The organism is Pseudomonadota bacterium (genome assembly GCA_037200975.1).
In the GTDB taxonomy this organism is placed as follows: Bacteria; Pseudomonadota; Gammaproteobacteria; order Steroidobacterales; family Steroidobacteraceae; genus CADEED01.
The window spans coordinates 3,728,979-3,750,202 of sequence record JBBCGI010000001.1; the positions used below are offsets into that span (position 1 = coordinate 3,728,979).

Annotated in this window: 21 protein-coding genes; 15 read left to right on the forward strand and 6 right to left on the reverse strand. The window is 63.9% G+C overall.

Annotation, left to right across the window (positions count from 1 at the left end):
- Window positions 1–94 precede the first annotated feature (94 nt).
- The 9 genes from WDO72_16755 (at window position 95) to WDO72_16795 (ending at window position 9,163) form a co-directional block, all read left to right on the forward strand.
- On the forward strand, window positions 95–1,030 hold the full coding sequence (locus tag WDO72_16755; protein ID MEJ0087324.1) for an ABC transporter permease subunit: 936 nt from the start codon (window positions 95–97) through the stop codon (window positions 1,028–1,030).
- A gap of 24 nt (window positions 1,031–1,054) precedes the next feature.
- Window positions 1,055–1,909: an ABC transporter permease subunit gene (locus tag WDO72_16760; GenBank protein MEJ0087325.1), complete on the forward strand. Its 855-nt coding sequence runs from the start codon at window positions 1,055–1,057 to the stop codon at window positions 1,907–1,909.
- Window positions 1,910–1,954: 45 nt separating this feature from the next.
- Entirely contained in the window at window positions 1,955–2,191 is a 237-nt protein-coding gene (locus tag WDO72_16765; protein MEJ0087326.1) for a hypothetical protein, read from the forward strand.
- Window positions 2,192–2,246: 55 nt separating this feature from the next.
- Window positions 2,247–3,446 (forward strand): methionine aminotransferase, encoded by a 1,200-nt coding sequence (locus tag WDO72_16770; GenBank protein ID MEJ0087327.1) that lies wholly within the window; start codon window positions 2,247–2,249, stop codon window positions 3,444–3,446.
- On the forward strand, window positions 3,443–4,219 hold the full coding sequence (locus WDO72_16775; GenBank protein ID MEJ0087328.1) for an amidohydrolase: 777 nt from the start codon (window positions 3,443–3,445) through the stop codon (window positions 4,217–4,219). Before WDO72_16770 ends, WDO72_16775 begins: the two co-directional genes overlap by 4 nt.
- A 17-nt stretch (window positions 4,220–4,236) precedes the next feature.
- Complete coding sequence (locus WDO72_16780; GenBank protein ID MEJ0087329.1) at window positions 4,237–5,397, forward strand: aminotransferase class I/II-fold pyridoxal phosphate-dependent enzyme; 1,161 nt, start codon at window positions 4,237–4,239, stop codon at window positions 5,395–5,397.
- A 117-nt stretch (window positions 5,398–5,514) separates the two neighbouring features.
- On the forward strand, window positions 5,515–6,225 hold the full coding sequence (locus WDO72_16785; protein MEJ0087330.1) for an HDOD domain-containing protein: 711 nt from the start codon (window positions 5,515–5,517) through the stop codon (window positions 6,223–6,225).
- Between the two features lie 24 nt (window positions 6,226–6,249).
- On the forward strand, window positions 6,250–8,157 hold the full coding sequence (locus WDO72_16790; protein ID MEJ0087331.1) for a S9 family peptidase: 1,908 nt from the start codon (window positions 6,250–6,252) through the stop codon (window positions 8,155–8,157).
- A 127-nt stretch (window positions 8,158–8,284) separates the two neighbouring features.
- The gene (locus WDO72_16795; GenBank protein MEJ0087332.1) at window positions 8,285–9,163 is read left to right on the forward strand and encodes a transposase; all 879 of its coding nucleotides are present in this window, start codon (window positions 8,285–8,287) and stop codon (window positions 9,161–9,163) included.
- A 53-nt stretch (window positions 9,164–9,216) separates the two neighbouring features.
- Here the strand turns inward: WDO72_16795 and icd are convergent, their stop codons facing one another.
- On the reverse strand, window positions 9,217–10,527 hold the full coding sequence (icd, locus tag WDO72_16800) for an NADP-dependent isocitrate dehydrogenase (protein MEJ0087333.1): 1,311 nt from the start codon (window positions 10,525–10,527) through the stop codon (window positions 9,217–9,219).
- Between the two features lie 84 nt (window positions 10,528–10,611).
- On the opposite strand from icd, the gene aguA reads away from it, so the two are divergent.
- From aguA to WDO72_16815, 3 genes are all read left to right on the forward strand, one after another.
- On the forward strand, window positions 10,612–11,724 hold the full coding sequence (aguA, locus tag WDO72_16805; protein MEJ0087334.1) for an agmatine deiminase: 1,113 nt from the start codon (window positions 10,612–10,614) through the stop codon (window positions 11,722–11,724).
- A gap of 56 nt (window positions 11,725–11,780) precedes the next feature.
- The gene (locus tag WDO72_16810) at window positions 11,781–12,611 is read left to right on the forward strand and encodes a PPK2 family polyphosphate kinase (protein MEJ0087335.1); all 831 of its coding nucleotides are present in this window, start codon (window positions 11,781–11,783) and stop codon (window positions 12,609–12,611) included.
- Window positions 12,612–12,746: 135 nt separating this feature from the next.
- Window positions 12,747–12,938: a hypothetical protein gene (locus tag WDO72_16815; protein ID MEJ0087336.1), complete on the forward strand. Its 192-nt coding sequence runs from the start codon at window positions 12,747–12,749 to the stop codon at window positions 12,936–12,938.
- Here the strand turns inward: WDO72_16815 and WDO72_16820 are convergent, their stop codons facing one another.
- Both WDO72_16820 and WDO72_16825 read right to left on the reverse strand, forming a co-directional pair.
- Window positions 12,939–13,691 carry a tetratricopeptide repeat protein gene (locus tag WDO72_16820; protein ID MEJ0087337.1) on the reverse strand — a complete coding sequence of 251 codons (753 nt, stop codon included), beginning with the start codon at window positions 13,689–13,691 and terminating at the stop codon, window positions 12,939–12,941. It lies immediately after the preceding gene.
- 15 nt (window positions 13,692–13,706) lie between these two features.
- The gene (locus tag WDO72_16825; GenBank protein MEJ0087338.1) at window positions 13,707–15,860 is read right to left on the reverse strand and encodes a TonB-dependent receptor; all 2,154 of its coding nucleotides are present in this window, start codon (window positions 15,858–15,860) and stop codon (window positions 13,707–13,709) included.
- Window positions 15,861–15,911: 51 nt separating this feature from the next.
- On the opposite strand from WDO72_16825, the gene WDO72_16830 reads away from it, so the two are divergent.
- Window positions 15,912–18,161, forward strand: coding sequence for a patatin-like phospholipase family protein (locus tag WDO72_16830; GenBank protein ID MEJ0087339.1), 2,250 nt, complete (start codon window positions 15,912–15,914; stop codon window positions 18,159–18,161).
- A gap of 48 nt (window positions 18,162–18,209) precedes the next feature.
- Here WDO72_16830 and WDO72_16835 read toward each other — a convergent pair whose 3' ends face one another.
- Window positions 18,210–18,476: a hypothetical protein gene (locus WDO72_16835; GenBank protein MEJ0087340.1), complete on the reverse strand. Its 267-nt coding sequence runs from the start codon at window positions 18,474–18,476 to the stop codon at window positions 18,210–18,212.
- Between the two features lie 204 nt (window positions 18,477–18,680).
- Between WDO72_16835 and WDO72_16840 the strand changes: the two genes are divergently transcribed.
- Window positions 18,681–19,265 (forward strand): hypothetical protein, encoded by a 585-nt coding sequence (locus tag WDO72_16840; protein ID MEJ0087341.1) that lies wholly within the window; start codon window positions 18,681–18,683, stop codon window positions 19,263–19,265.
- Complete coding sequence (locus WDO72_16845) at window positions 19,262–19,732, forward strand: GNAT family N-acetyltransferase (protein ID MEJ0087342.1); 471 nt, start codon at window positions 19,262–19,264, stop codon at window positions 19,730–19,732. Before WDO72_16840 ends, WDO72_16845 begins: the two co-directional genes overlap by 4 nt.
- A 90-nt stretch (window positions 19,733–19,822) precedes the next feature.
- Here WDO72_16845 and WDO72_16850 read toward each other — a convergent pair whose 3' ends face one another.
- A complete protein-coding gene (locus WDO72_16850; GenBank protein MEJ0087343.1) occupies window positions 19,823–20,374 on the reverse strand; it encodes a DUF2059 domain-containing protein in 552 nt (183 codons plus the stop codon).
- A 134-nt stretch (window positions 20,375–20,508) separates the two neighbouring features.
- Complete coding sequence (locus tag WDO72_16855; GenBank protein ID MEJ0087344.1) at window positions 20,509–21,144, reverse strand: RIO1 family regulatory kinase/ATPase; 636 nt, start codon at window positions 21,142–21,144, stop codon at window positions 20,509–20,511.
- Between the last annotated feature and the right edge of the window lie 80 nt (window positions 21,145–21,224).

Below are 21,224 nucleotides of genomic sequence, written 5' to 3' on the forward strand. Positions count from 1 at the left end.
GCCCCCAGCTCCCCGAGAACTGACCGTGCCAATCACCAGCGCCCGACTAGGTTCGCGAGATTCGCAGGGGCGTCTCGGTCCCGTGTGGACGTTCCTGTTTCGCTACGGTCCGCCGCGCTGGACGGAATACGTGCTGCGCAACTGGTCGGGACAGCGGCTGGTCATCGCCATTCCGTATCTGTGGTTGGTGCTGTTCTTCCTGATCCCGTTCCTCATCGTCCTCAAGATATCCTTCGCGGAGTTTTCGCCGCTCGGGCGGCCGCCGTACGAACCGGTTTTCCAGTGGCTCGACGAAGGTGCGCTGCAGATCAAGCTGCTGGTCGGCAGCTATGTCTATCTATTCAACGAGCCGTTGTACGTCAGCGCGTGGATTTACTCGGTCAAGGTGGCGTTTTTCTCGACGATCTTCTGCCTGGCGCTCGGCTACCCGATGGCCTACGCCATATCCCGCGCGCCGCCCACGCAGCGCAACATCTTCCTGATGTTGATCATCCTGCCGTTCTGGACGTCGTTCCTGCTGCGCGTGTATGCGTGGATAGGCCTGCTCAAGACCGACGGCGTCATCAACAACGTGTTGCAATTCCTGGGTGTCATCGACGAGCCGCTCGCGATGATGAACACCAGCTTCGCGGTGTACATCGGCATCGTGTACTCCTACCTGCCGTTCATGATCCTGCCGCTGTATTCGAATCTCGAGAAACACGACCTCACGTTGCTCGAAGCCGCGCAGGACCTCGGCGCCGGTCCGGTCAAATCCTTCATGCGCATCACGCTGCCACTGTCGATGCCGGGCGTGGTCGCAGGTTCGCTGCTGGTGTTCATCCCGGCGGTAGGCGAATACGTGATTCCCTCGTTGCTCGGGCGCACCGACCAGCTCATGGTGGCCAAGCTGCTCTCGGACGAGTTCTTCCTGAACCGCGACTGGCCGAAGGCGAGCGCAGTGGCGATCGCGATGCTGCTGCTGCTGGTCGTGCCGATCATGATCTTCCAGTACTTCCAGAACAAAGAACTGCAGGCGCAGAAGAAATGAGCAGGCAGCGATGAGCACGCAACCATGAAGTCGCACGGGCTGTTCAGCAAGACGATGCTCGCGCTGGGTTTCGTGTTCCTGTACGTCCCGATCCTGTCGATGGTGTTCTTCTCCTTCAACAACTCGCGCCTGGTCACCGTGTGGGATCCGGCGAATTCGCCGACCCTCAAGTGGTACGGCCGGTTGTTCAGCGACGACGCCATCCTGTCGGCCGCCTGGCTGTCTATCCAGGTCGCGGCGATGACGGCCACGGGAGCTGTGATCCTCGGCACCCTCGCCGGGCTGGTGTTGTCGCGTTTCGGCCCGTTCAAGGGCCGTGCGCTGCTGCAGGGCCTCACTACCGCGCCGCTGGTCATGCCCGAGGTGATCACCGGCCTGTCGATGCTGCTGCTGTTCGTGTCGCTCGAGCAATTGATGCAGTTCATGTTCGGCTGGCAGTTCGATCGCGGCGTCGCCACCATCACCATCGCCCACATCACCTTCACGATGGCTTATGTCACCGTCGTCGTGCAGTCGCGGCTAGCTAGCTTCGACGATTCTCTGGAAGAGGCCGCGCTCGACCTGGGCGCGCGCCCGGCCAGGGTTTTCTTCAGGATCACCGTGCCGCTGATCCTGCCCGCCATCCTGTCGGGCTGGCTGCTGGCTTTCACGCTTTCGTGGGACGATCTCGTTGTTACGCAGTTCGTCTCCGGACCTGGGTCGAATACCCTCCCCATGGTCATCTTTTCTCGTGTTCGACTAGGTGTTAGCCCGGTCGTCAATGCACTGGCAACCATAATGGTCCTGATAGTGGCATTGGGCGTGATCCTGTCGGCGTTTCTCATGCGCAGGCAGGAACAGCGTCGCAAACGCGAGGAACAGATGGCCGCTTCCGGCTAACTACTGCTAAACTTCCACCAATAGACTCTGTAGAGGATTCGATCAATGGCCAAATCAGCCCGTAAACACAATGCCCCCTGGACGCCCGCGGATCTGAAGAAGATGCGCGCGTTGGCGAAAGCCAAGCTGTCCGCTCGACTCGCCGCGAAAGAACTCGGCCGCTCCACTGGCGCGGTCAAGTACAAAGCGATGGTCGAAGGCATCCGCTTCCGCTTCATCGACCAGCCCGCTGGCGTGCAGCTGAAACTCGCCCGCAAGGCGAAACGCGCGAAGAAGAAGTAGGCGTCTACGCAGGCGCCGCGTACGGGGGTGCGCGGCTGCTTTGCGCCAGCGAGAGATGAACAATCCGCAAGGATTTCCGAGCAAACTGCCGGACGTCGGCACCACGATCTTCACCGTGATGTCGCGCCGCGCCACCGAACTGGGCGCGGTCAATGTAGGCCAGGGCTTCCCTGACTACCCCATAGATCCAGATCTCGCCTCCTGCGTCACCGAAGCGGTGCAGGCGGGCTTCAACCAGTACGCCCCGATGGAAGGCAGCGTTGCATTGCGCACCGCCATCGTCGCCAAGATCGCCGCCGCGGGCGGCCGCGCCGTCGACCCGGAGACCGAGCTCACCGTGAGCTGCGGCGGCACCGAATCCATCTACTCCGCCATCCAGGCCGTCGTGGGGCAGGGCGACGAGGCCATCGTCTTCGACCCGTCCTACGACGCCTACGATCCGGCCATCCGGCTCGCCGGCGGGCGATGTGTACACATTCCGCTCGCCGCGCCGCATTTCCGCTACGACTGGGATCGCGTCAGGAGCGCGGTCAACGAACGCACACGGCTGATCATCGTCAACAACCCGCACAACCCCGCTTGCACGGTGGCCTCCGCCACCGACCTGGATGCGCTGGCGGCGCTGATCCGCGACCGGCCCATTCTCGTGCTGGCGGACGAAGTGTACGAACACGTGTTGTACGACGGCCGCGTGCACCAGTCGGTGATGAACCACGCCGAGCTGCGCGAGCGCAGCTTCGCCGTGTATTCCTTCGGCAAAACCCTGCACATCACCGGCTGGCGCGTCGGGTATTGCGTCGCGCCCGCGGCGCTGACCCGCGAGCTGCGCAAGGTGCACCAGTTCAATACCTTCAGCATCGCCGCGCCGTTGCAGGCGGCCATCTGCCTCTATCTACAGCGTCATCCGGATGCATGGCGCGAGGTCGCGGGGTTTTTCGGCGCCAAACGCGACCTGCTGCGCGGCCGGCTCGAGGGCAGCGGCCTGTCCCTGCCGCTGGCGGAAGGCAGCTACTTCCAGCTGGCGGATTACTCCTCTCTGGATGGCTCGATCGCCGATTGCGGCGACGTGGAATTCACCGAGCGGCTCATCAACGAAGCCGGCGTGGCGGTGATCCCGCTGTCGCCGTTCTACCGCGAGCCGCCTGCGGGCATGCGCATCGTGCGGCTTTGTGTCGCCAAGCAGGACGCCACGCTCATCGAAGCCGCCGAACGTATCCGCGCGTATACGAACGCGGGCTCGCGAGCGGACGCTTGAGCTTCCGGATCAGTATCGCGCAGCAACCGCTGGCCTGGCACGACGCGGCCGCGAATCGCGCGCATTTCGCGGGCTTGCTGCGGCCACTCGCGGGCACCACGGATCTGGTCGTGCTGCCCGAGATGTTCACCTCCGGATTCACGATGCAGCCGGAGAAATTCGCCGAGGTGGCCGATGGCGAAACACGGGCCTGGCTACTCGCGCAGGCCCGGGTACTCGATGCCGCCGTCGGTGGCAGCGTGGCGATCAGCGAGCATGGCCGCCACTACAACCGCTTCATGCTGGCCACGCCGGACGGCGAGCTGCATCAATACGACAAGCGCCACCTGTTCCGCATGGGAGGCGAACATCGCCACTACAGCGCGGGCGGTCACGCGCTGATCGTCGAATGGCGCGGCGCGCGATTGTGCCCGCTGGTCTGTTATGACCTGCGTTTCCCCGTGTGGAGCCGGCGCCGCCCGGAGCTCGAATACGACATCGCCTTGTTCGTCGCGAGCTGGCCGGCAGCGCGCCGCTACGCCTGGTCGACATTGCTGCGCGCCCGCGCGATCGAGAACCAGGCCTTCGTCGTCGGAGTGAATCGCGTGGGCGAGGATGGCGGCGGCAATTCCTACGTGGGCGACAGCGCCGTCCTCGATTTCATGGGGCAACCGGTGGTCGAACTCACCGACCGGGCGCAGGTGGTCACGGTACCCGTCGATCTCGAAGCACTGCGCGCCTGGCGCGAGAAGTTTCCCGCGCATCTCGATGCCGATGCCTTTTCCCTCGAGTAATCGGGCATGCTGGAATCATGAAGAAGCCTACTCTCGTAAACCACCCGCCCAACGTGGCTCCGCCGCCGGGTAACCACCCGGTCGTCGCACCTATCTACCAGAGCGTCAAGTACGAATTCGAGACGGTCGACGAGACGCTGAAGATGTTGCGCGGCGAATCGCCGGGTTATTTTTACATGCGCGCGAGCAACCCGACCACGCGCCAGCTCGAGCTCACACTCGCGGCGCTGCAGGGGCGCGACGACTGCCTCGCCACCGCGTCGGGGGTCAATGCCATCGCCCAGACGCTGCTCGCGCTGACGAAGCAGGGCGATCACGTGTTGTTCTTCATCGAGACGTATGGCCCGACGCGCAGCATCATTCGCCGCCTGCTGGCGCGCTTCGGCGTCGAAAACACGATGTTGTCGTTGGAAGATCTTTCCGGCATCGAAAACGTGCTGGTCACGCGTCCGACGCGACTGGTGCTGTTCGAGAGTCCGACGAATCCGATCACGAAGGTGGCGGACATCGAGCGGATCGTCGACCTCGCGCACAAACACGATGCGCTCGCGGTGATCGACAACACGTTCGCCGGGTTTCACCAGCACGGCGAATACGACATCGATCTGTTCGTGCACAGTCTGACCAAGTACGCATCCGGCGCCGGCGACGTGATGGGCGGCGCGGTGATCGGACATCACGAGCTCATCGAAAGCATGCGTCCGGATTTCGCGGTGCTGGGCGCGTTGCTCGATCCGCACTCGGCATTCCTGATCCAGCGCGGGCTCAAGACCTATTTCGTGCGCTACAGCGCACAGACCGCGAGCGCGCAGAAGATTGCCGAACACCTCGACAAACATCCGGCGGTCGGCAAGGTTCACTATCCGGGGTTGCCGGGCCATCCGCAGGCGGCGCTGGCGAAAAAGCAGATGCGCGAGGCCGGCACCGTCGTCAGCTTCGAGTGCAAGAATGGCAGCGAGGCCGCGCGTCACTTCAGTGAAAGGCTCAAACTGTTTGCGCTGACCGCGAGCCTCGGTTCCACCGAATCGCTGGTGATGGCGCCGCAGCTCATGGGCAGCCGCGACTTCACCGCCGAGCAGGCCAGACAATCGGGGATTTCGCCGAACACGGTGCGATTGTCGGTCGGGCTCGAGGACATCGACGATCTCATCGCCGATATCGATCAGGCGCTGGCCTAGTAAAAATAGATCTGTCCCCTTTTTTCTGCGGCGGTGTCTCAGTTCCGCGCCCCGTCGCTGGACGCACCTCGGGCAACTCGCGATAACGCTGGTTCGTTTTTCGAACCTCGCGAGCTTATGTTGAATCGCCTGAATCCCCTGACGAATGAGTCCCTGGACGCGCGGCGCACGATCGGTGCGGAGCTGCGCGATCGGCTGCAGGATCTGCCGCCGACTCCGTTCGACTGGGTGTCCTTCGATCCCGTGCAGGCGTTGGGCAGCAACGCCATCTCGCCGGATCTGCGCCTTGCGGCGATGACGCGGCTGCTGTGTACCGCCCCGGCGCGTAGCGCGGAACTGCGCGCCCTGTGGAACGAGTCGGTGCTCACCGGAGCCTACGCGGTGCGAATCGCGCCGCACCTCGGAGGCAGCACTCGCATCAGCGGGATCGCCGGATTGCTGCACCGACTCGGCGACATCCTGACGCTGCGGGCCATCGCCGTGATCGAACATGCTTCGCGAGTGCGGCTCGACGCCGCCAGCAAGGCCGACCTGTGTGCAGAACATGGAGGAGAGCAGCTGGAGCGGGCGGTGCGCGCCTGGGCCGTGCCGACGCTGGCCGCCGCGACGGCCGCCGAATGGCGGCGCCTGCGGGAGTTTCCGGACGCCGCCGCCGATGCCACGACCGTCTATCTGGCGAGGTTGTTCGCCATCGAAGCGACCGCCCCGCAGTTCTGCGCCCCCGGCGCGATCGAACATGCTGCCGAGGAGCTCGGGCTCGCCCCTAACATCTTGTCCGCGCTCCGCGGGGATGCCACGATAGCAGCGCTGCCGAACAGCCTGCAGTAGTTGGGCCACCCTGGGAGGGGTTTCATGAGGATCGCAAGACCGGTTCGCCTGGGCGCGAACCTCGTGGCGGCGTTGTGCCTGTCGGCGCGGGTCCAGGCGGCTCCGACCATCGCGGAATTCGCCGCCGACACCGATTTCAGTTTTCCAGCGCTTTCCCCGAACGGACAGAAGATCGCCTTCGTCAAACGCGTGGAAGACATACGCCTGCTGGTGGTGATGGATCTCGTCAAACACGAGACCCGCGGCCTGATGCGCGCCACCAATGACACCTTCGAACTGACCTGGTGCGGGTTCAAGACCGACGATCGGCTGCTGTGCGGCTTCTCCGGCACCGAATTCTCTGCCGGACAGCCGTACGCCGTGTCGCGCCTGGTGGCGATCGGCGATTCGGGCAAGGAAAAGGCGAAAGTGCTGATCCAGAACGGCACCCACGGCCAGTCGCAGTTCCAGGACCGCATCATGGACTGGCGGCTCGACGATCCCAAACAGGTCTATATCCAGCTCACCGGCGACGAGGGCGGGCCATTTCCGAACGTCTACGCGCTCGATGTCTATTCCGGGCTGACCAGCATCGTGCAGCGCAGCCGCTCGCCCATCCTCAACTGGAAAACCGACCGCAAGGGCGTGGTGCGATTCGGCTCCGGCTACGATGAAAGGAAGGCCACCTACCTCACGCGCGATTCCGCGGACGACAAGTGGCGCACGCTCGCCAAGTGGGAGCTTGGCCATGACGATTTCGGCGTCGTCGGCTTCGGGCCGTCGCCCGGCACGCTGCTGGTCGAGGCCGACCACAACGGCCGGAGCGCCATTTTCGAGATGGATCTGAACGAAAAGAGCGACCGCCAGCTGCTGTTCGCCAACACGGAAGTGGACGTCGGTGGGCCCATCTACTGGCCGGTCGACCGGCGCATCATCGGGTTCAGCTACGAGACCGATCGTGTCAAGCGCATGTTGTTCGATGCCGAAGCCGAGAGCATCTATGGCGCGATCGACACGGTCATCCCGAATGCCGACAACTACGTGGTCGATGCGTCGCGCGACGGCAACCGGCTGTTGATCGCATCGGAATCCGACGTCCGCCCGTCGCAGTATTTCGTGCTGGACATCGCCGCGAAGAAACTTTCCAAGATCGGCAGTGCCAATCCGGCGCTGGCCGACAAGCCGTTTCCGCCGATGAAACCGATCTCCATCAAGACGGCCGACGGAAAGCTGCTGCCCGGTTATCTCACGCTGCCGCTGAACTCCGGCGGCAAGAAGCTCCCGACGGTCGTCTACCCGCATGGCGGGCCTTACTACCGCGACAGCTGGGGCTTCGACCCGATGGTGCAGTTCATGGCGAGCCGCGGCTTCGCCGTCATCCAGGTGAATTTCCGCGGTTCCACGGGCTACGGCGAAGAATGGTACGAGGCCGGCCTGCGCAATTGGGGCACGGTGATGGTCGACGACATCACCGCCACCACGAAGTGGGCCATTGCCGAGGGCATTGCCGACCCGGCGCACACCTGCATCGTCGGCTGGAGCTACGGCGGATATGCCGCCCTCATGAGCGCGGTGCGCGAACCGGACCTGTACAAGTGCGTGGTCAGCATCGCCGGTGTATCGGACCTGCGCGCACTCGCCAGCGAGCAGCGGCGTTTCTACGGTGGCAAGTTCCGCGCGAAGTACTCGATCGGTGACGACGTGGACGAGCTCAAGGCCGGTTCACCGCTGCGTTCGCCGGAGAAGATCAAGGCGCCCGTGCTGCTGGTGCACGGCGACGACGACATCCAGGTGGCCATCGATCACAGCCGGCGCATGGCACGCGCGCTCGGCAGGGAGAAAAAGAAATTCGAGCTGGTCGTCATCAAGGACGGCAACCACTCGTTGTCGCGCTTCGAGTGGCGCGAGACCCTGCTGACGAAACTCGAGGCGTTCCTCGCCGCCAACAATTAGCGGTGCCGGGAAGGGGGTTCCGGGGTTTCTGGCGAGTTACGTCGCTTTTGCGCAGTTCCGCGCCACAAGATTCACACCGCAGACTCATCGCCCCGTAGTTCCCCGCGGAGCCAGCATGCCACGCCGTTTGCGCATTCACGTGCCCGGCGGTTTCTATCACGTCACATTGCGCGGCAATCACCAGCAAGCGCTGTTCGTCGCGGAACACGACAGGTTGCTGCTGAATCGCATTGTTGCGCGCGCCATCGAGAGATTCGACGTTCGCCTTCATGCCTATTGCTGGATGACTAATCACCTGCATTTCCTGCTCCAGGTGGGCGCGATTGCGCTCGCGGATCCGATGCGGCAGATCGCGGCTGAATTCGCGCGTGCGATGCAGGCGAAACTTGCGACCACGGGGCACTTCTTCGAGCGCCGCTACCATGCGTCATTGGTCGACGCCGATTCATACCTTCTCGAACTCCTGCGCTACATCCATTTGAATCCTGTCAGGGCGCGCATTGCGGCGGACGCAGCCGGGTACCGCTGGTCGAGTCACCACGCTTACCTGGACTCGCGGGAGGAACCTTGGGTTACGACGGACTTCGTTCTGGCGATGTTCTCCGCCGATCGCCGTCGGGGGCAATCCGCGTATCGGGCCTTTGTCGGATGCGGCGACGATGTCCTGTGGCGACCGCCCGTGGACAAGAGCGGCAATCAGCTTGCGGTTCTCGGTAGTGACGAGTTCAGTCAGCGCGCGCAAAAACTGTCTGTGGCACCGAAACCCTCGATGGCCACGGGTAGTTTGACCGACCTCATTGCCGAAGCATGTCGCCGCTTTGAGGTCGATTCCGCGCGGCTGGCCGCGCCGGGGCGCGATCGGTTCCTCACCAAGGTTCGAGCCTGGATCGCACATCAGTCACGGGATCGGAAAATCGCGTCCCTCGCCGCGGTTGCTCGAGAGCTGGGCCGTGACGAATCGACGTTGCGCGAGGCGATGCGCCTGCACAAGAACGAAGTGGACTAGAAGGGGTGCCGAGGCGTAACCCCCGGAACCCCCTTCCCGGCACCGCTAGACCGCTACATGTTCCGGATCAGCGCATCGCCGAATTCCGAGCACTTCACTTCTTTGGCGCCTTCCATCAGTCGCGCGAAATCGTAGGTCACCGTCTTTTGCGCGATGGTCTTGTCCATCGCCGAGATGATCGCGTCGGCGGCTTCCGTCCAGCCCAGGTACCGCAGCATCATCTCGCCGGACAGGATGACCGAACCCGGATTCACCTTGTCCTGGTCGGCGTACTTCGGCGCCGTACCGTGCGTGGCTTCGAACACCGCGTGGCCGGTGATGTAGTTGATGTTCGCGCCCGGGGCGATGCCGATGCCGCCCACCTGCGCCGCCAGCGCATCCGATAGATAGTCGCCGTTCAGATTCGTGGTGGCGATGACGTCGAACTCATCCGGACGCGTCAGCACCTGCTGCAGCGCGATGTCCGCGATCGCGTCCTTCACGAGAATCTTGCCGCTCTTGAGCGCCGCCGCCTGCTCATCGTTCGCGGCCTTCTCGCCCGACGCGGCCTTGGTGCGGCCCCACTGTTCCCAGGTGTAGAACTGCTCGCCGAATTCCTTCTCCGCCAGCGCATACGCCCAGTTGCGGAACGCACCCTCGGTGAATTTCTGGATGTTGCCCTTGTGGACGATGGTGACGTTGCGGCGCTTGTTCTCGATCGCGTACAGCAGCGCGGCCCTGAACAGCCGCTCGGTGCCTTCCTGCGACACGGGCTTGAACCCGATGCCCGAGGTATCCGGGAAGCGGATCTTGGCGTACGCCTTGGGGAACGCTTCCTTGAATAGCGCTTTGAACTTCTTCGCGTCTTCGGTGCCGTGTTCGAATTCGATGCCGGCGTAAATGTCTTCCGTGTTCTCGCGGAAGATCACCATGTCGACCTTCTCGGGCGCCTTGACGGGCGAGGGCACGCCCTTGAACCAGCGCACCGGCCGCAGGCAGACGTACAGATCCAACATCTGCCGCAGCGCGACGTTCAACGAACGGATGCCACCACCGATCGGCGTGGTCAGCGGACCTTTGATGGACACGAGATATTCGCGGCAGGCCTCGACGGTTTCGTCGGGCAGCCAGTTGTTGAAGGCCTTGAACGACTTCTCGCCCGCGTAGATCTCGAGCCACTGGATTTTCTTCTTGCCGCCGTAGGCCTTGGCGACCGCGGCGTCCATGACACGGACGCTGGCATGCCAGATGTCCGGCCCGGTGCCGTCGCCGATGATGAACGGGATGATCGGCTGATCCGGTACCGTCAGCTGGCCGTTCTTGATGGAGATCTTTGCTCCGCCGACTGGCGGCGTGACTTTAGGACTCGTGGGCGTGGTAGCCATCGTGTTGTCTTTCTCGCTGAATCACGGGGGGATGGAAGGGCCGCGATGCTAGCACACGGGCTTCGCTACAATCCCCCGCGCACCATGGCCAAAACGATCGACAGTACCCCGGCCGCTGACGGCTTCTCCATGCCCGCCGAATGGGCGCCACACGCCGGCTGCTGGATGCTCTGGCCCGAGCGGCCTGACAACTGGCGCGCGGGCGCTCAGCCCGCGCAGCGCGCGTTTGGCGAAGTCGCAGCGGCCATCGCACGCTTCGAACCGGTCAGCGTCGGTGTGTCGGCTGCGCACTACGAATTCGCGCGGGCCCAGCTCGCGCCGCACATCCGCGTGGTGGAGATTTCGCACGACGATTCGTGGATGCGCGACGTCGGGCCCACGTTCGTCACCAACAGGAAAGGCGTGCGCCGCGGAGTGGACTGGCGCTTCAACGCCTGGGGCGGCCTGCGAGGCGGCCTGTATTTTCCCTGGGACCAGGACGACGCGGTGGCCCGCAAGGTGCTCGAGATCGAGGAATGTGACCGCTACCGCGCGCCGCTGATCAACGAGGGCGGGGCCATCCACGTCGACGGGCAAGGCACCGCGCTGGTCACCGAACAATGTCTGCTGAATCCGAATCGCAACCCGGAGCTGTCCCGCGAACAGGTCGAGGACCATCTGAAGTCTTACCTTGGAGTGCAGGCGGTCGTCTGGCTGGGCGACGGCGTGGTCGAAGACGAAACGGGCGGACACATCGACAACATGGCCTGCTTCGTGAAGCCGGGCGTCGTCGCGCTGCACTGGACCGACGACGAACGCGACCCTCAGCACGTGGTTTCCCTGGATGCGCTCGAGCGGCTCAAGGCGGCGCGTGACGCGCGCGGGCGCCGATTCCGCGTGATCAAGCTGCCGATGCCCGGTCCGCTCGAACTGACGGCGGCGGAGGCAGCCGGCGTGCTCGCGCGCGAGAACACGCAGACGCGGACCGCCGGAGCGCGGCTGGCCGGTTCGTACGTCAATTTCTACATCGCGAACAAGGGCATCGTGATGCCGCTGCTCGACCCGAAAACCGACCGGTCCGCGGCCGCGAAACTGCGACGGGCATTTCCGGGCCGGCAGGTCGTCGGCGTGGCGGCGCGCGAGATCCTGTTAGGCGGCGGAAACATCCACTGCATCACCCAGCAGGTTCCCGCCGGCAGGCCACTGCATGACGATTGAACAGCCCATCGGGGTCTCTACAATGGCGATCACTTTGCTGGACGCCGGGAAATAACGTGGCCGAACGAGCGATTCCAAGACGCGATCTTCCCGACCGGCTGCGCGTGCGGCCAGGCTCGCGGCCGAAGCTTTCCGATGGAGAAGCCGATCGTTGCTTCGGCTGGGACAAGGACAAGGCGATCGCGGCGACCGCCGAGAACCTGACGCGTCTCGAAGAACTGCAATACAAGATGTACGCCGACCAGCGCTTCGCGATGTTGGTGGCGCTGCAGGCCATCGACGGCGGCGGCAAGGACAGCACCATCCGGCGTGTGTTTGGCGCGTTCAACCCCCAAGGGTGCACGGTCACCGCGTTCAAGGGCCCGACTTCCGACGAGCTGCGTCACGACTACCTGTGGCGCATCCATCGTCATGCACCGCCGCGGGGCGAGATCGCGGTGTTCAATCGCTCGCATTACGAAGACGTGCTCATCGTGCGCGTCAACGACCTGGTGCCGGAGGACGTCTGGAGCCGGCGCTACGAGCAGATCAACGAATTCGAGCGCCTGCTGGATGCCTGCGGCACCCGCGTTGTAAAAATTTTCCTGCAGATCAGCAAGGAAGAGCAGCGCGTGCGTTTCGCCGAGCGCCTGTCCGACAGGCGCAAGAACTGGAAATTCGATACCGGCGATCTGGAGAAGCGGCACCAGTGGGCGGCCTACACGCGGGCGTTCGAGTCGATGTTTGCGCGCTGCTCCACCGATCACGCGCCATGGTACGTAGTGCCCGCAAATCGCAAATGGTTCAGGGATTTCGCGGTATCACAGCTGCTTATCTACGAATTCGAGCAGCTGCCGCTGCGGTTTCCGGCTCCTAACTTCGATCCGAAGACTATCAAGCTGGTGTGAGGCGTCGCGAAGGTTGATAGGAGGGGCTCGAAAACTCGCATGTCGGCATCCAGCGACGATTGACTACTAAGCCGGAAATTGTTGTTAGACTACGCCCCTCGATTTACCCACCACACGTTTCGAGAGGACTCCGGAATGGCCAAGAAGAAAGGTGCTCGGCACATGCGCGAATGGTCGGAAGGCGACATGAAGAAGCTGCGCGCCTTCGCCAAGGCGAAGACTTCGGCGCGTGTGGCCGCGCAGAAGCTGGGTCGCTCGCCCGGTGCGGTGCGCTACAAGGCCATGATGGAAGGCGTGTCCTTCCGCTCCATCAATCGCAAGAAGTAATCAGCCCTGCAGTTCGCGATGCGCCTCGTCCAGCCACTCTCGCTGGGCCTTCCGGTAATGCGCCGGAGCGTATTTGGCCCGGTCCAGCAGCGCTTTTAGCGTCTGTTGGGCCAGCGGCCGCTGCCCGGCACTCTTCAACAATTTCGCGTAACGCACGCCGGCCTCGGCGCCCGGGTAATACTCGGACAGCGCCGCGAATTCCTCCAAGGCCTTCTCCTGGTTCCCTTCCGCTTCGAGCGCACGTGCGTACAGCAGGTGCCCGTCGGGCGATTTGAACTGCGGATTCTTCTGGATCAGTTCGTCGAGCGTGGCGCGTGCGGCCGTCGCGTCGCCGGCCTCGAACTGCGCGGTGGCGTATCCCAGCAGCAGCTTGGGATCGTCGGCGAAAATTCCTGTCAGACAAGTCTTATAGATAGCCACGGCTTCCGCGGCGCGCCCGAGCCGCACCAGTTCGTCGGCATGCGCCTGGCGCGCGGCCACCGTTCCGCTGACCTGGACGGCATTCTCGGCTTTACGCAAGTCGCCTTCGGGGTTGAGCGTCTTGCGGATGCCGCGCATGGCGCGCTGACTGGTGCGCGTGCGCAGCAGCTCGGGAAGTATTTCGACGCCCGCGTACACCGCCGCCCCGACGAATGGCATCGACATCAGCATCACCAGGGCATACACCCAGATGCTGCTGCGGCCCGTCTTGATGCAGTGGACGATCATCCCCAACGAGCACAGGCCGGAGATGATGTAGATCGCGAATACCATGCGGGCGGTGAACCTCTAACGGGAGATGTAGTCGAGCGACACGAACACCGCGCGACCCTGCGCCGGGAAATAGCGGTAGTTGCCGAAGGCGAAGTCTGCGCGGTCGGCATAGGCCTTGTCGAACAGGTTGTCGATGCGCAGCGTCATCCGGGTCTCGCCCCAGGAAGTCCAGTCCGTATTCCAGATGAAACGGGCATTGGCCACCTTGTGGCCCGGGTAGGTAGCCGTGTTCGCCGCGTCCAGGAAGTAGCCACCGACGTACGTGCCATCGAGCGCGACGCGCCACTGTTGCCCGATGCTCGCCTCGATGCCGGCGTTGTGCATGTGGCGCGGCGCGGTATCGACATCGTTGCCGTCGACGATGGTTTCGCCGCCCTCGATGGAGCGCGAGAACGTGTATTCGTGGCGCGCGTACGTGCCGGCGGCGTACAGCTGCAGCCATTCATTAGCCTTCCAGTGCGCCTCGTATTCGAAGCCGCGATGGCTGGTCGAGCCGTTGCTCACGTTGAAGCCGTTCGAATCGCGCAGGATCACGTGCTGCTTCTTCATGTCGTAGAGCGCGGCCGTCACCGCCAGGTTGCGGCCGAGGAATTTCCAGCCGAGCTCGGCGGCATCGAGCTGCTCACTGTCGAGATCCGCCAGGGTTTGCTGCCGCTGCAGCCGGTAGACCTCGGTCATCTCGGGCGGCCGGAAGCCGCTCGACGCGCTCGCATAGAGGAGGTTCTGGATATTCATCTGCCACGACAGCGTGATACGCGGCGCCAGGTTGTCGAACGCATCGCTGCGGTCGTCCGGCCGCGCGTACAGGCAGCCGGTCGTGCCGCAGGAAGTGCCGTCGTCGCGCGTGTTGCCGCCGATCATGCGGTTGTCGTAGTCGTAGTTAGTGCGATCGGCACGCAGCGCCGCCGAGGCGGTGAGATTGTCGAGCAGGTGATATTCGAGGCTGGCGGAAGCGCCGAGCGTGGATGAATCGACCGTGTAGTTGTAGTGGAAGCCGGCCGGACGGATCGCGTTGGCCGCAGGCGCGCCATCGGTCGCGGGGCCGGGCTGGAATTCGGTGAGTTCCGACTGCGCGGTCTCGGCGTCGAACGCAAAACGCGCGCGCAGTCTGTCGGTGAGCGGCAGCGCATACGATCCGCTGACCATGTAGCTGGTCTGTGCGTTGTGTTCGAATGGCTTGCCGACCAGGAAGTGCTGCAGGAAATCCATGCGCGAGCGCCGGTAGATGCCGGCCAGCTCGAAGCAGGGCGTATGTTCACCGGCCTCGCACAGGTCCTGCGAGTAACGCGCTGAAACGCGTACGCTCGAGGCGTCGCGAAACGCTTCCGGATTCGGGTTGCTGCGCGCGATCGCCGCGTCGCGATAACTGTTGAATCCCTGGATGAATCCCGCCGTCTCCTGGTTGAGGACGGTGCCGGCGGCGCGAATGCGTAGTTTGCCGCCGGCGAATCCGTTCACGTCGCTGGCGAGATTGAGCTTGGCCTCGTCGACACCCGAGGCATCGCGCCAGCCCGGCGCGCGCGTCGCGGTGCCGTACATTCCGAAGCCGACGTCGTCCGACATGTCGGTGCTGAGCGCGAGCCGCACGCGTTTGAAGGAATTTGCGCCGAGCTCCACGCCACTGGCAAACGCGGCGATGTCTTCGATGCCGGGCGTGAGCACATTCACGATGCCATGGACCGCGCTCGCTCCATACAGCGCCGAACCCGGTCCGCGCAGCACTTCGACTGCCGCCGCCTGCTCGTAGTTGAGCTCGAACATCTCGTTGAGATTGCAGAAGCCGGTGGGGCGGATGGGCAGGCTGTCTTCGGCGATCAGAAACGCGCCGCATGCGCCCGCGCCGGCCAGCACCGGCGAGCGGATCGCGCCGAGGCTTTCCTGGCCGCTGCCGTGCTGGACGTACACGCCCGCGATGCGATTGAGGATCTCGTCCTGATGTTTGGCCGACAGGTCCGCGATGTCGTCGGCGCCGATGCGCGAGATGCTGGCGGGCGTTTTCGCCGCCTCGCGCGCTTCCCGATTCGCGGTGACGACGATGGTTTCGTACGCGTGCGGCTGGCCGAACTTGTCGACCACCCCTTCGACTTCTTTGTCTTCCGAGGTGGACGGATTGGTCGCAGCGAGGGTGGTGAGCGGCAACAATGCCAGCAGGATGAAGAGGGTACGCATGATTGGGTGAGCGATTATCACTGCGAACGACTATCCTTAGCTACGTCACCGATGAATAAGAAAGCAGTAAAAACAGCGCTGTTCGTCGTGTTCTGCCTCGGGCTCGCGGCGGCGTTGCCCGCGCAGGAAGCGCCGCCGCGGGACGGCGCCGCCCGCCCGCGCATCGGCCTCGTACTCTCGGGTGGCGGCGCACGCGGCGCCGCGCACATCGGCGTGCTCAAGGTGCTCGAGGAAAACCACATCCCGATCGACGCCATCGCCGGCACCAGCATGGGTGCGGTGGTCGGCGGGCTGTACGCCACGGGCCTGTCCGCGCTCGATGTGGAGCGCGTGATGACCTCGGTCGACTGGCAGGACGCATTTCGCGACCGCCCGGCGCGCACCGACCTCAACTTCCGCCGCAAGCTCGAGGATCAGAATTTTCTCGTCAAGTTCCCGCTCGGGCTCAAGGGGCGCCGCTTCCGGCTGCCGCGTGGTCTCGTGCAGGGGCAGAAACTCACGCAGATCCTGCGCTCGCTGACGCTGCCCGTGGCGCAGATCCAGCGCTTCGACGACCTGGCCATTCCGTTTCGCGCGGTCGCGACGGATATCGTGACGGGCGAGCGCGTCGTCCTCGATCACGGCGACCTGACTACTGCGATGCGCGCCAGCCTGTCGGCGCCCGGCGTGTTCGCGCCCGTGGATCTCGACGGCCGCATGCTGGTGGATGGCGGCCTCTCCTCCAACCTGCCGGTGGACGTGGCGCGCGCCATGGGCGTGGACATCCTGATCGTGGTCGATTGCGGCTTCCCGCTGCTCGATCGCAGCAAGCTCGAGTCGGTCGCCACCGTGTCGAACCAGATGCTGGCGATCCTCATTCGCCACAACACCGAGCTGCAGCGCAAGGCGCTCACCGGGCGCGACATCGTCATCGATCCGGCGCTCGGCGATTTCTCTTCGCTCGATTTCACCGAACATCAGAAGGCGATGGACATCGGCGAGCAGGCCGCGCTCGGATCGCTGGCGCGCCTGCAGGAGCTGTCGGTGGCGCCCGCGGAATTCAAGCGCATCGTCGATGCGCGCGCCGCCAAGCGCAAAGATCTGCCGCGCATCGAGTTCCTGCGCATCGAGCCTGGTTCGGAGCGGTATGCCGGCGCCATCGAATCGCTGTTCGGCGACCAGATCGGCAAGGTGGCCGACGGCAACCGGCTCGAGAAACGCGTCAGCGAGTTGTACGGGCAGGGCAATCTCGAGATTTTCGACTACCGGCTCATGCAGAACGATCCGCTGCCGGGCGATCCGCCCGAATACGGGCTGGCGCTCACCACGCGGCGCAATTCCTGGGGTCCGAACTACCTGCGTTTCGGACTCGCGCTGCAGAACGATTTCGAAGGCAATTCCTCGTTCAACGCGGCGGCCCGCGGCACGCTCGCCGAGATCACCAAGTACGGCGGCGAGTGGCTGTGGGACGTGCAGATCGGCGAGACGCCGCGCGTCGCCACCGAGATCTATCTACCGGTCGGGTACCGCTCGCGCTGGTTCGTCGCGCCGCATGCGCAGTTCCAGATCCGCACCCTGGCGATCGCGGACGAGGACGAACGGATTCTGGCGGAATATCGCGTGCGTTCGACCGACTACGGAATCGACCTGGGGCGCGAGCTCGGCAACTACGCCGAGATCCGTATCGGCGGCGGGCGCAGCGTCGGGGAGGCGCGCGTGCGGGTCGGCGATCCGTTGTTGCCGCCGTCGCAGTTCGACGCGCACAACTTCTTCGCCGAGTATCGCTACGACTCGCTGGACGACGTCAATTTTCCGAAGCATGGCAGCTCATTCACGCTTGCCTGGCAGGGCGAGCGGGAAGGGCGCGGCGATGCCGAGAGTGCGGACCTGTTGTTGTTCGACCAGCTGTACGCGCATTCGTGGGGGCGCAACACCGCGATCCTGTGGACCTCGGCCGGAACGCGGCTGGACTCCGACGTGACCATCGTCCGCTCGTTCTTCTCGCTGGGCGGGTTCTTCAATCTGTCGGGCATCACGCCCGAGACCTTGGTGGGCCCGCACTTCGCCATCGCGCGCGGCATCTTTTACCGCCAGATCGGCCAGGGCGGACAGGGATTCCTGAACGTGCCCGTGTATCTCGGCGCGTCGATCGAAAAGGGCAATGTGTGGGATTCGCGCCGGGATATCTCTTTCAGCAGCGCGCGTACCAACGGCAGCGTGTTCGTCGGAATGGATACGTTGTTTGGCCCTGTCTACTTCGCGACCGGGTTCGATGACGGCGGCGGGTCCGCGTACTACCTGTTTCTAGGCAGAACGTTTTAAAGGGGACATGCCTGTTTTCCGGCGGACCGAAAAACAGGCATGTCCCCTTTACAGGCCGCGCGACTCGTGCAGTTTCTCGACCTTGTCGAACTTGAGCGCGGGTTTGTCGCCAGGGCGCGAGTATTCGTGTTTGCGCGACATCTCGACGAGCGCGGCGTCGCGTTCGGCGGCGGTGCCGTACCAGTGCGTCTTGTTCCAGTCCGCGCCGAGCAGCTTCTTGAACGGATCGCCCGCCTTGAGCGTGATGCGCACGCCGAACGGACGCTGGATGCCCGCGTCCGGACGGCGCAGGTTGTGAGGAGCCGCGATACCCATGAATTCTCCGCTCGGCGAGTGCCGAAAGCGGCGCTAGGGTACGAAGCGCGGCCTGGGACCGCAAGGGCGGCGTCGGCGCCCATTTGAGCCCGGCGGGGCGTGGTTTGCACTCTTTTCCCCGGTTGGAACGTTGATAGACCAGGCTGCCGCATTGCTTGCGGGCAGGGGCCGCCAATACGATCCAACGACGACATCGGAGCGGATATGCGTTTGTGGCTGGCTCTTCTTCTGGGGTGGATCACCGCGACCTGCGCGCACGCGCAGTCGGCTGACAAGAAGCCACTGACCGCCGCGCAGTACCGCCTGATGATGGACGACCTCGAGTACTGGCGGCAGCAGCAGACACGATACGACCGGGTCTGGCAACGCGCGCTGGAACTCAGACCCGGGCGGCGCAATACGCCGTTGCGCGATCTCAACATCAGCGACGGCGAAGTCCGCGAAGTGCAGGTCATCGCGGCGCGTTTTCTGCCGCGTGCGCTGGTCAATATTTCACCCGTCGTGACGGAATGTCCGTGCGAAGAGGGCCCGGCTTGCACCGCGCAGGTCTACGTGCTCGCCACCGGGAAGGGAAAAACCTCGGGCCTGCAGTTGTCGCGCATGAACGAGGTCTGGGATGTCGGCGTCGTGCAGAAATGGTGGTTGAAGCGCGAGGCGATCCAGCGGCAGAACACCGGCAATGTTTTTCTCGACGACTACCTCGCGCAAAAAGCGCGTAACGACCTGCTCGAAGAGTTTCCGCTGTGCGCCGGGCAACCCGGCGTCTCCAAGACTGAAGGGAAGAAATGACGAAGAAACGCACGCCCGCCAAAGTACGTCCGGTCAAACCCGAGGACTTCGATGCCTGGAAGCCCTTGTGGGACGAGTACAACGCGTTCTACGAACGCACCGGTCCCACCGCGTTATCCGATGAAGTGCACGAGACCTTGTGGCGGCGGTTCTTCGACGCCAGCGAGCCGGTGTTTTGCATCGTCGCGGAACGCGACGGCAAGATGGTTGGCATCTGCCACTACCTCTATCACCGCAGCACCTCGCGTCTCGAGCCGGTGTGTTACCTGCAGGATCTTTTCACGGCGCCCGAGGAGCGCGGCCATGGGATCGGCCGCGCGCTCATCACGGCCGTGTATCACCTCGCGGAGAATCACGGCTGCAAGCGTGTGTACTGGCAGACACATACCACCAACACGCCGGGGCGCACGTTGTATGACAAGGTGGCGAAGCACTTCGGTTTCATCGTCTACGCGAAGGATGTTTGATGAGGCGGCGAAGATGCTGATGGCGCGGAATTGAACGCGCTCGCGCGGCCCGCACCGCCGCAGCGGTTTGCCGCCGCGTGAGGGGCCTGGCTACTTCACCGGCGCCGGTTCGGCATTGCACCCGGCGATGGCTTCGTTGATGGCGGCGGCGGTGGTCATGCGAATGTCTTCCGCGCCTTCGAGGATCGAGGAGGTCAGCAGCTTGCGGCCGTACGAAGTCTGGCCGAACTGGTTGATCCTCATTTCCTCGCCGGTGGTGAATTGCCCGATGGGCTTTCCCTTGGCGCGCTCGAAGATGTAACGCGTATATTTTTTTCCGGCTTCCGTGCGGTAGAACTCGATGGCCTTGTCCAGTTCCTCCGGGTTGAGCCGTTCCGCATAGATCTTCGCGACGAGCGCGGTGAAACGGGAGCGATCGATCCGCTCGGCGCACTTGCGCGCCTCATCGCTGATCTTCTTTTCGGAATGCGCGCGGCGTACGCCGTCGCGGGCCGCGTTCGCCAGGAGTTCGTCGGTGCGCATGAGATTGATGAGGGTCAATACCTGCTGCTCCGGCCTGGCGGAATTCGTTTGATCGGGTGCCGGATCGGCGACGGCAATGGTCGCGGCGAGCAAAAAAGCGGCGCAGAAAATACGGTTCATGCGCGGCATCCTGATAGCAACGCGGCATGGGTGCAAGGCGGCGATTCGCGCAACCGACCAGGCGGACGTGGATTTTTCCCGAGTCACCTCGGGACGATGTAATTGGTGTGATCCCGCTGCCAACGCGGTAACCGTCAGCTGACACGGTCGCCGGCGCCTTCGCGATCGCGCCAGCCGAAGATTCGCCGCGTGATGAATAGATAGATTCGCTTGCCGCTGGCCATCCACAGGCGCGACGGCAGCGAAGGTTTCGCTAGGATGCGCCGTTCGCGCGCGGTCAGCGCCTCCGGTAGATAGCTGCGCTTGTGTTTGAGCAGGTGCCGGATGTCGTCGTGCCCGAGCGCGCGCGCCAACGAGCCGCGGCGCGTGAGCGTCATCGCCAGCTGGAAATCGACCAGCGCGGGGCGGCCGTCGGGCGTGACCAGCCAGTTGGTTTCCTTGGCGAGATCGTTGTGGATGACGTTCGCGGCGTGGAGCCGGCGGACCAGTTTCGAGGCGGCGCGAAAATACGCGGGATCGCGTGGACGGGCGATCTGCATGGGAGCGCCCTCGATCCAGCTGCGGATGAGCACGCCGGGCGACAGGTCGAGCACGCGCGGAATGCCGTCGATGCCCTGTTTCAATGCCAGGCGCGTCAACGCGCGGTGCTCGCGTCGCAGCAGATGCCGCGCGAGCCAGCGCGCCCACGGTCGCGCGGCGCGGGCATCACGTATGACGGTGTTGCCGCTGCGCGAGATGGTCCCAAAGGTATCGCTCTTTAAAGGGGACATGCCTATTTATGAAAAAGAGGGCAGAAAAAAGGGGACAGATCTATTTATTGGCGAGGACTGTGCCGCTTCTATGGTGGTGA

What these genes read in the sequence shown, in the direction of transcription:
- WDO72_16760 (MEJ0087325.1), top strand. Translation starts at nt 1,055, where the DNA reads ATGAAGTCGCACGGGCTGTTCAGCAAGACGATGCTCGCGCTGGGTTTC.
- WDO72_16765 (MEJ0087326.1), top strand. Translation starts at nt 1,955, where the DNA reads ATGGCCAAATCAGCCCGTAAACACAATGCCCCCTGGACGCCCGCGGAT.
- WDO72_16770 (MEJ0087327.1), top strand. Translation starts at nt 2,247, where the DNA reads ATGAACAATCCGCAAGGATTTCCGAGCAAACTGCCGGACGTCGGCACC.
- WDO72_16780 (MEJ0087329.1), top strand. Translation starts at nt 4,237, where the DNA reads ATGAAGAAGCCTACTCTCGTAAACCACCCGCCCAACGTGGCTCCGCCG.
- WDO72_16785 (MEJ0087330.1), top strand. Translation starts at nt 5,515, where the DNA reads ATGTTGAATCGCCTGAATCCCCTGACGAATGAGTCCCTGGACGCGCGG.
- WDO72_16790 (MEJ0087331.1), top strand. Translation starts at nt 6,250, where the DNA reads ATGAGGATCGCAAGACCGGTTCGCCTGGGCGCGAACCTCGTGGCGGCG.
- icd (MEJ0087333.1), bottom strand. Translation starts at nt 10,527, where the DNA reads ATGGCTACCACGCCCACGAGTCCTAAAGTCACGCCGCCAGTCGGCGGA.
- aguA (MEJ0087334.1), top strand. Translation starts at nt 10,612, where the DNA reads ATGGCCAAAACGATCGACAGTACCCCGGCCGCTGACGGCTTCTCCATG.
- WDO72_16815 (MEJ0087336.1), top strand. Translation starts at nt 12,747, where the DNA reads ATGGCCAAGAAGAAAGGTGCTCGGCACATGCGCGAATGGTCGGAAGGC.
- WDO72_16820 (MEJ0087337.1), bottom strand. Translation starts at nt 13,691, where the DNA reads ATGGTATTCGCGATCTACATCATCTCCGGCCTGTGCTCGTTGGGGATG.
- WDO72_16825 (MEJ0087338.1), bottom strand. Translation starts at nt 15,860, where the DNA reads ATGCGTACCCTCTTCATCCTGCTGGCATTGTTGCCGCTCACCACCCTC.
- WDO72_16830 (MEJ0087339.1), top strand. Translation starts at nt 15,912, where the DNA reads ATGAATAAGAAAGCAGTAAAAACAGCGCTGTTCGTCGTGTTCTGCCTC.
- WDO72_16835 (MEJ0087340.1), bottom strand. Translation starts at nt 18,476, where the DNA reads ATGGGTATCGCGGCTCCTCACAACCTGCGCCGTCCGGACGCGGGCATC.
- WDO72_16840 (MEJ0087341.1), top strand. Translation starts at nt 18,681, where the DNA reads ATGCGTTTGTGGCTGGCTCTTCTTCTGGGGTGGATCACCGCGACCTGC.
- WDO72_16845 (MEJ0087342.1), top strand. Translation starts at nt 19,262, where the DNA reads ATGACGAAGAAACGCACGCCCGCCAAAGTACGTCCGGTCAAACCCGAG.
- WDO72_16850 (MEJ0087343.1), bottom strand. Translation starts at nt 20,374, where the DNA reads ATGAACCGTATTTTCTGCGCCGCTTTTTTGCTCGCCGCGACCATTGCC.
- WDO72_16855 (MEJ0087344.1), bottom strand. Translation starts at nt 21,144, where the DNA reads ATGTCCCCTTTAAAGAGCGATACCTTTGGGACCATCTCGCGCAGCGGC.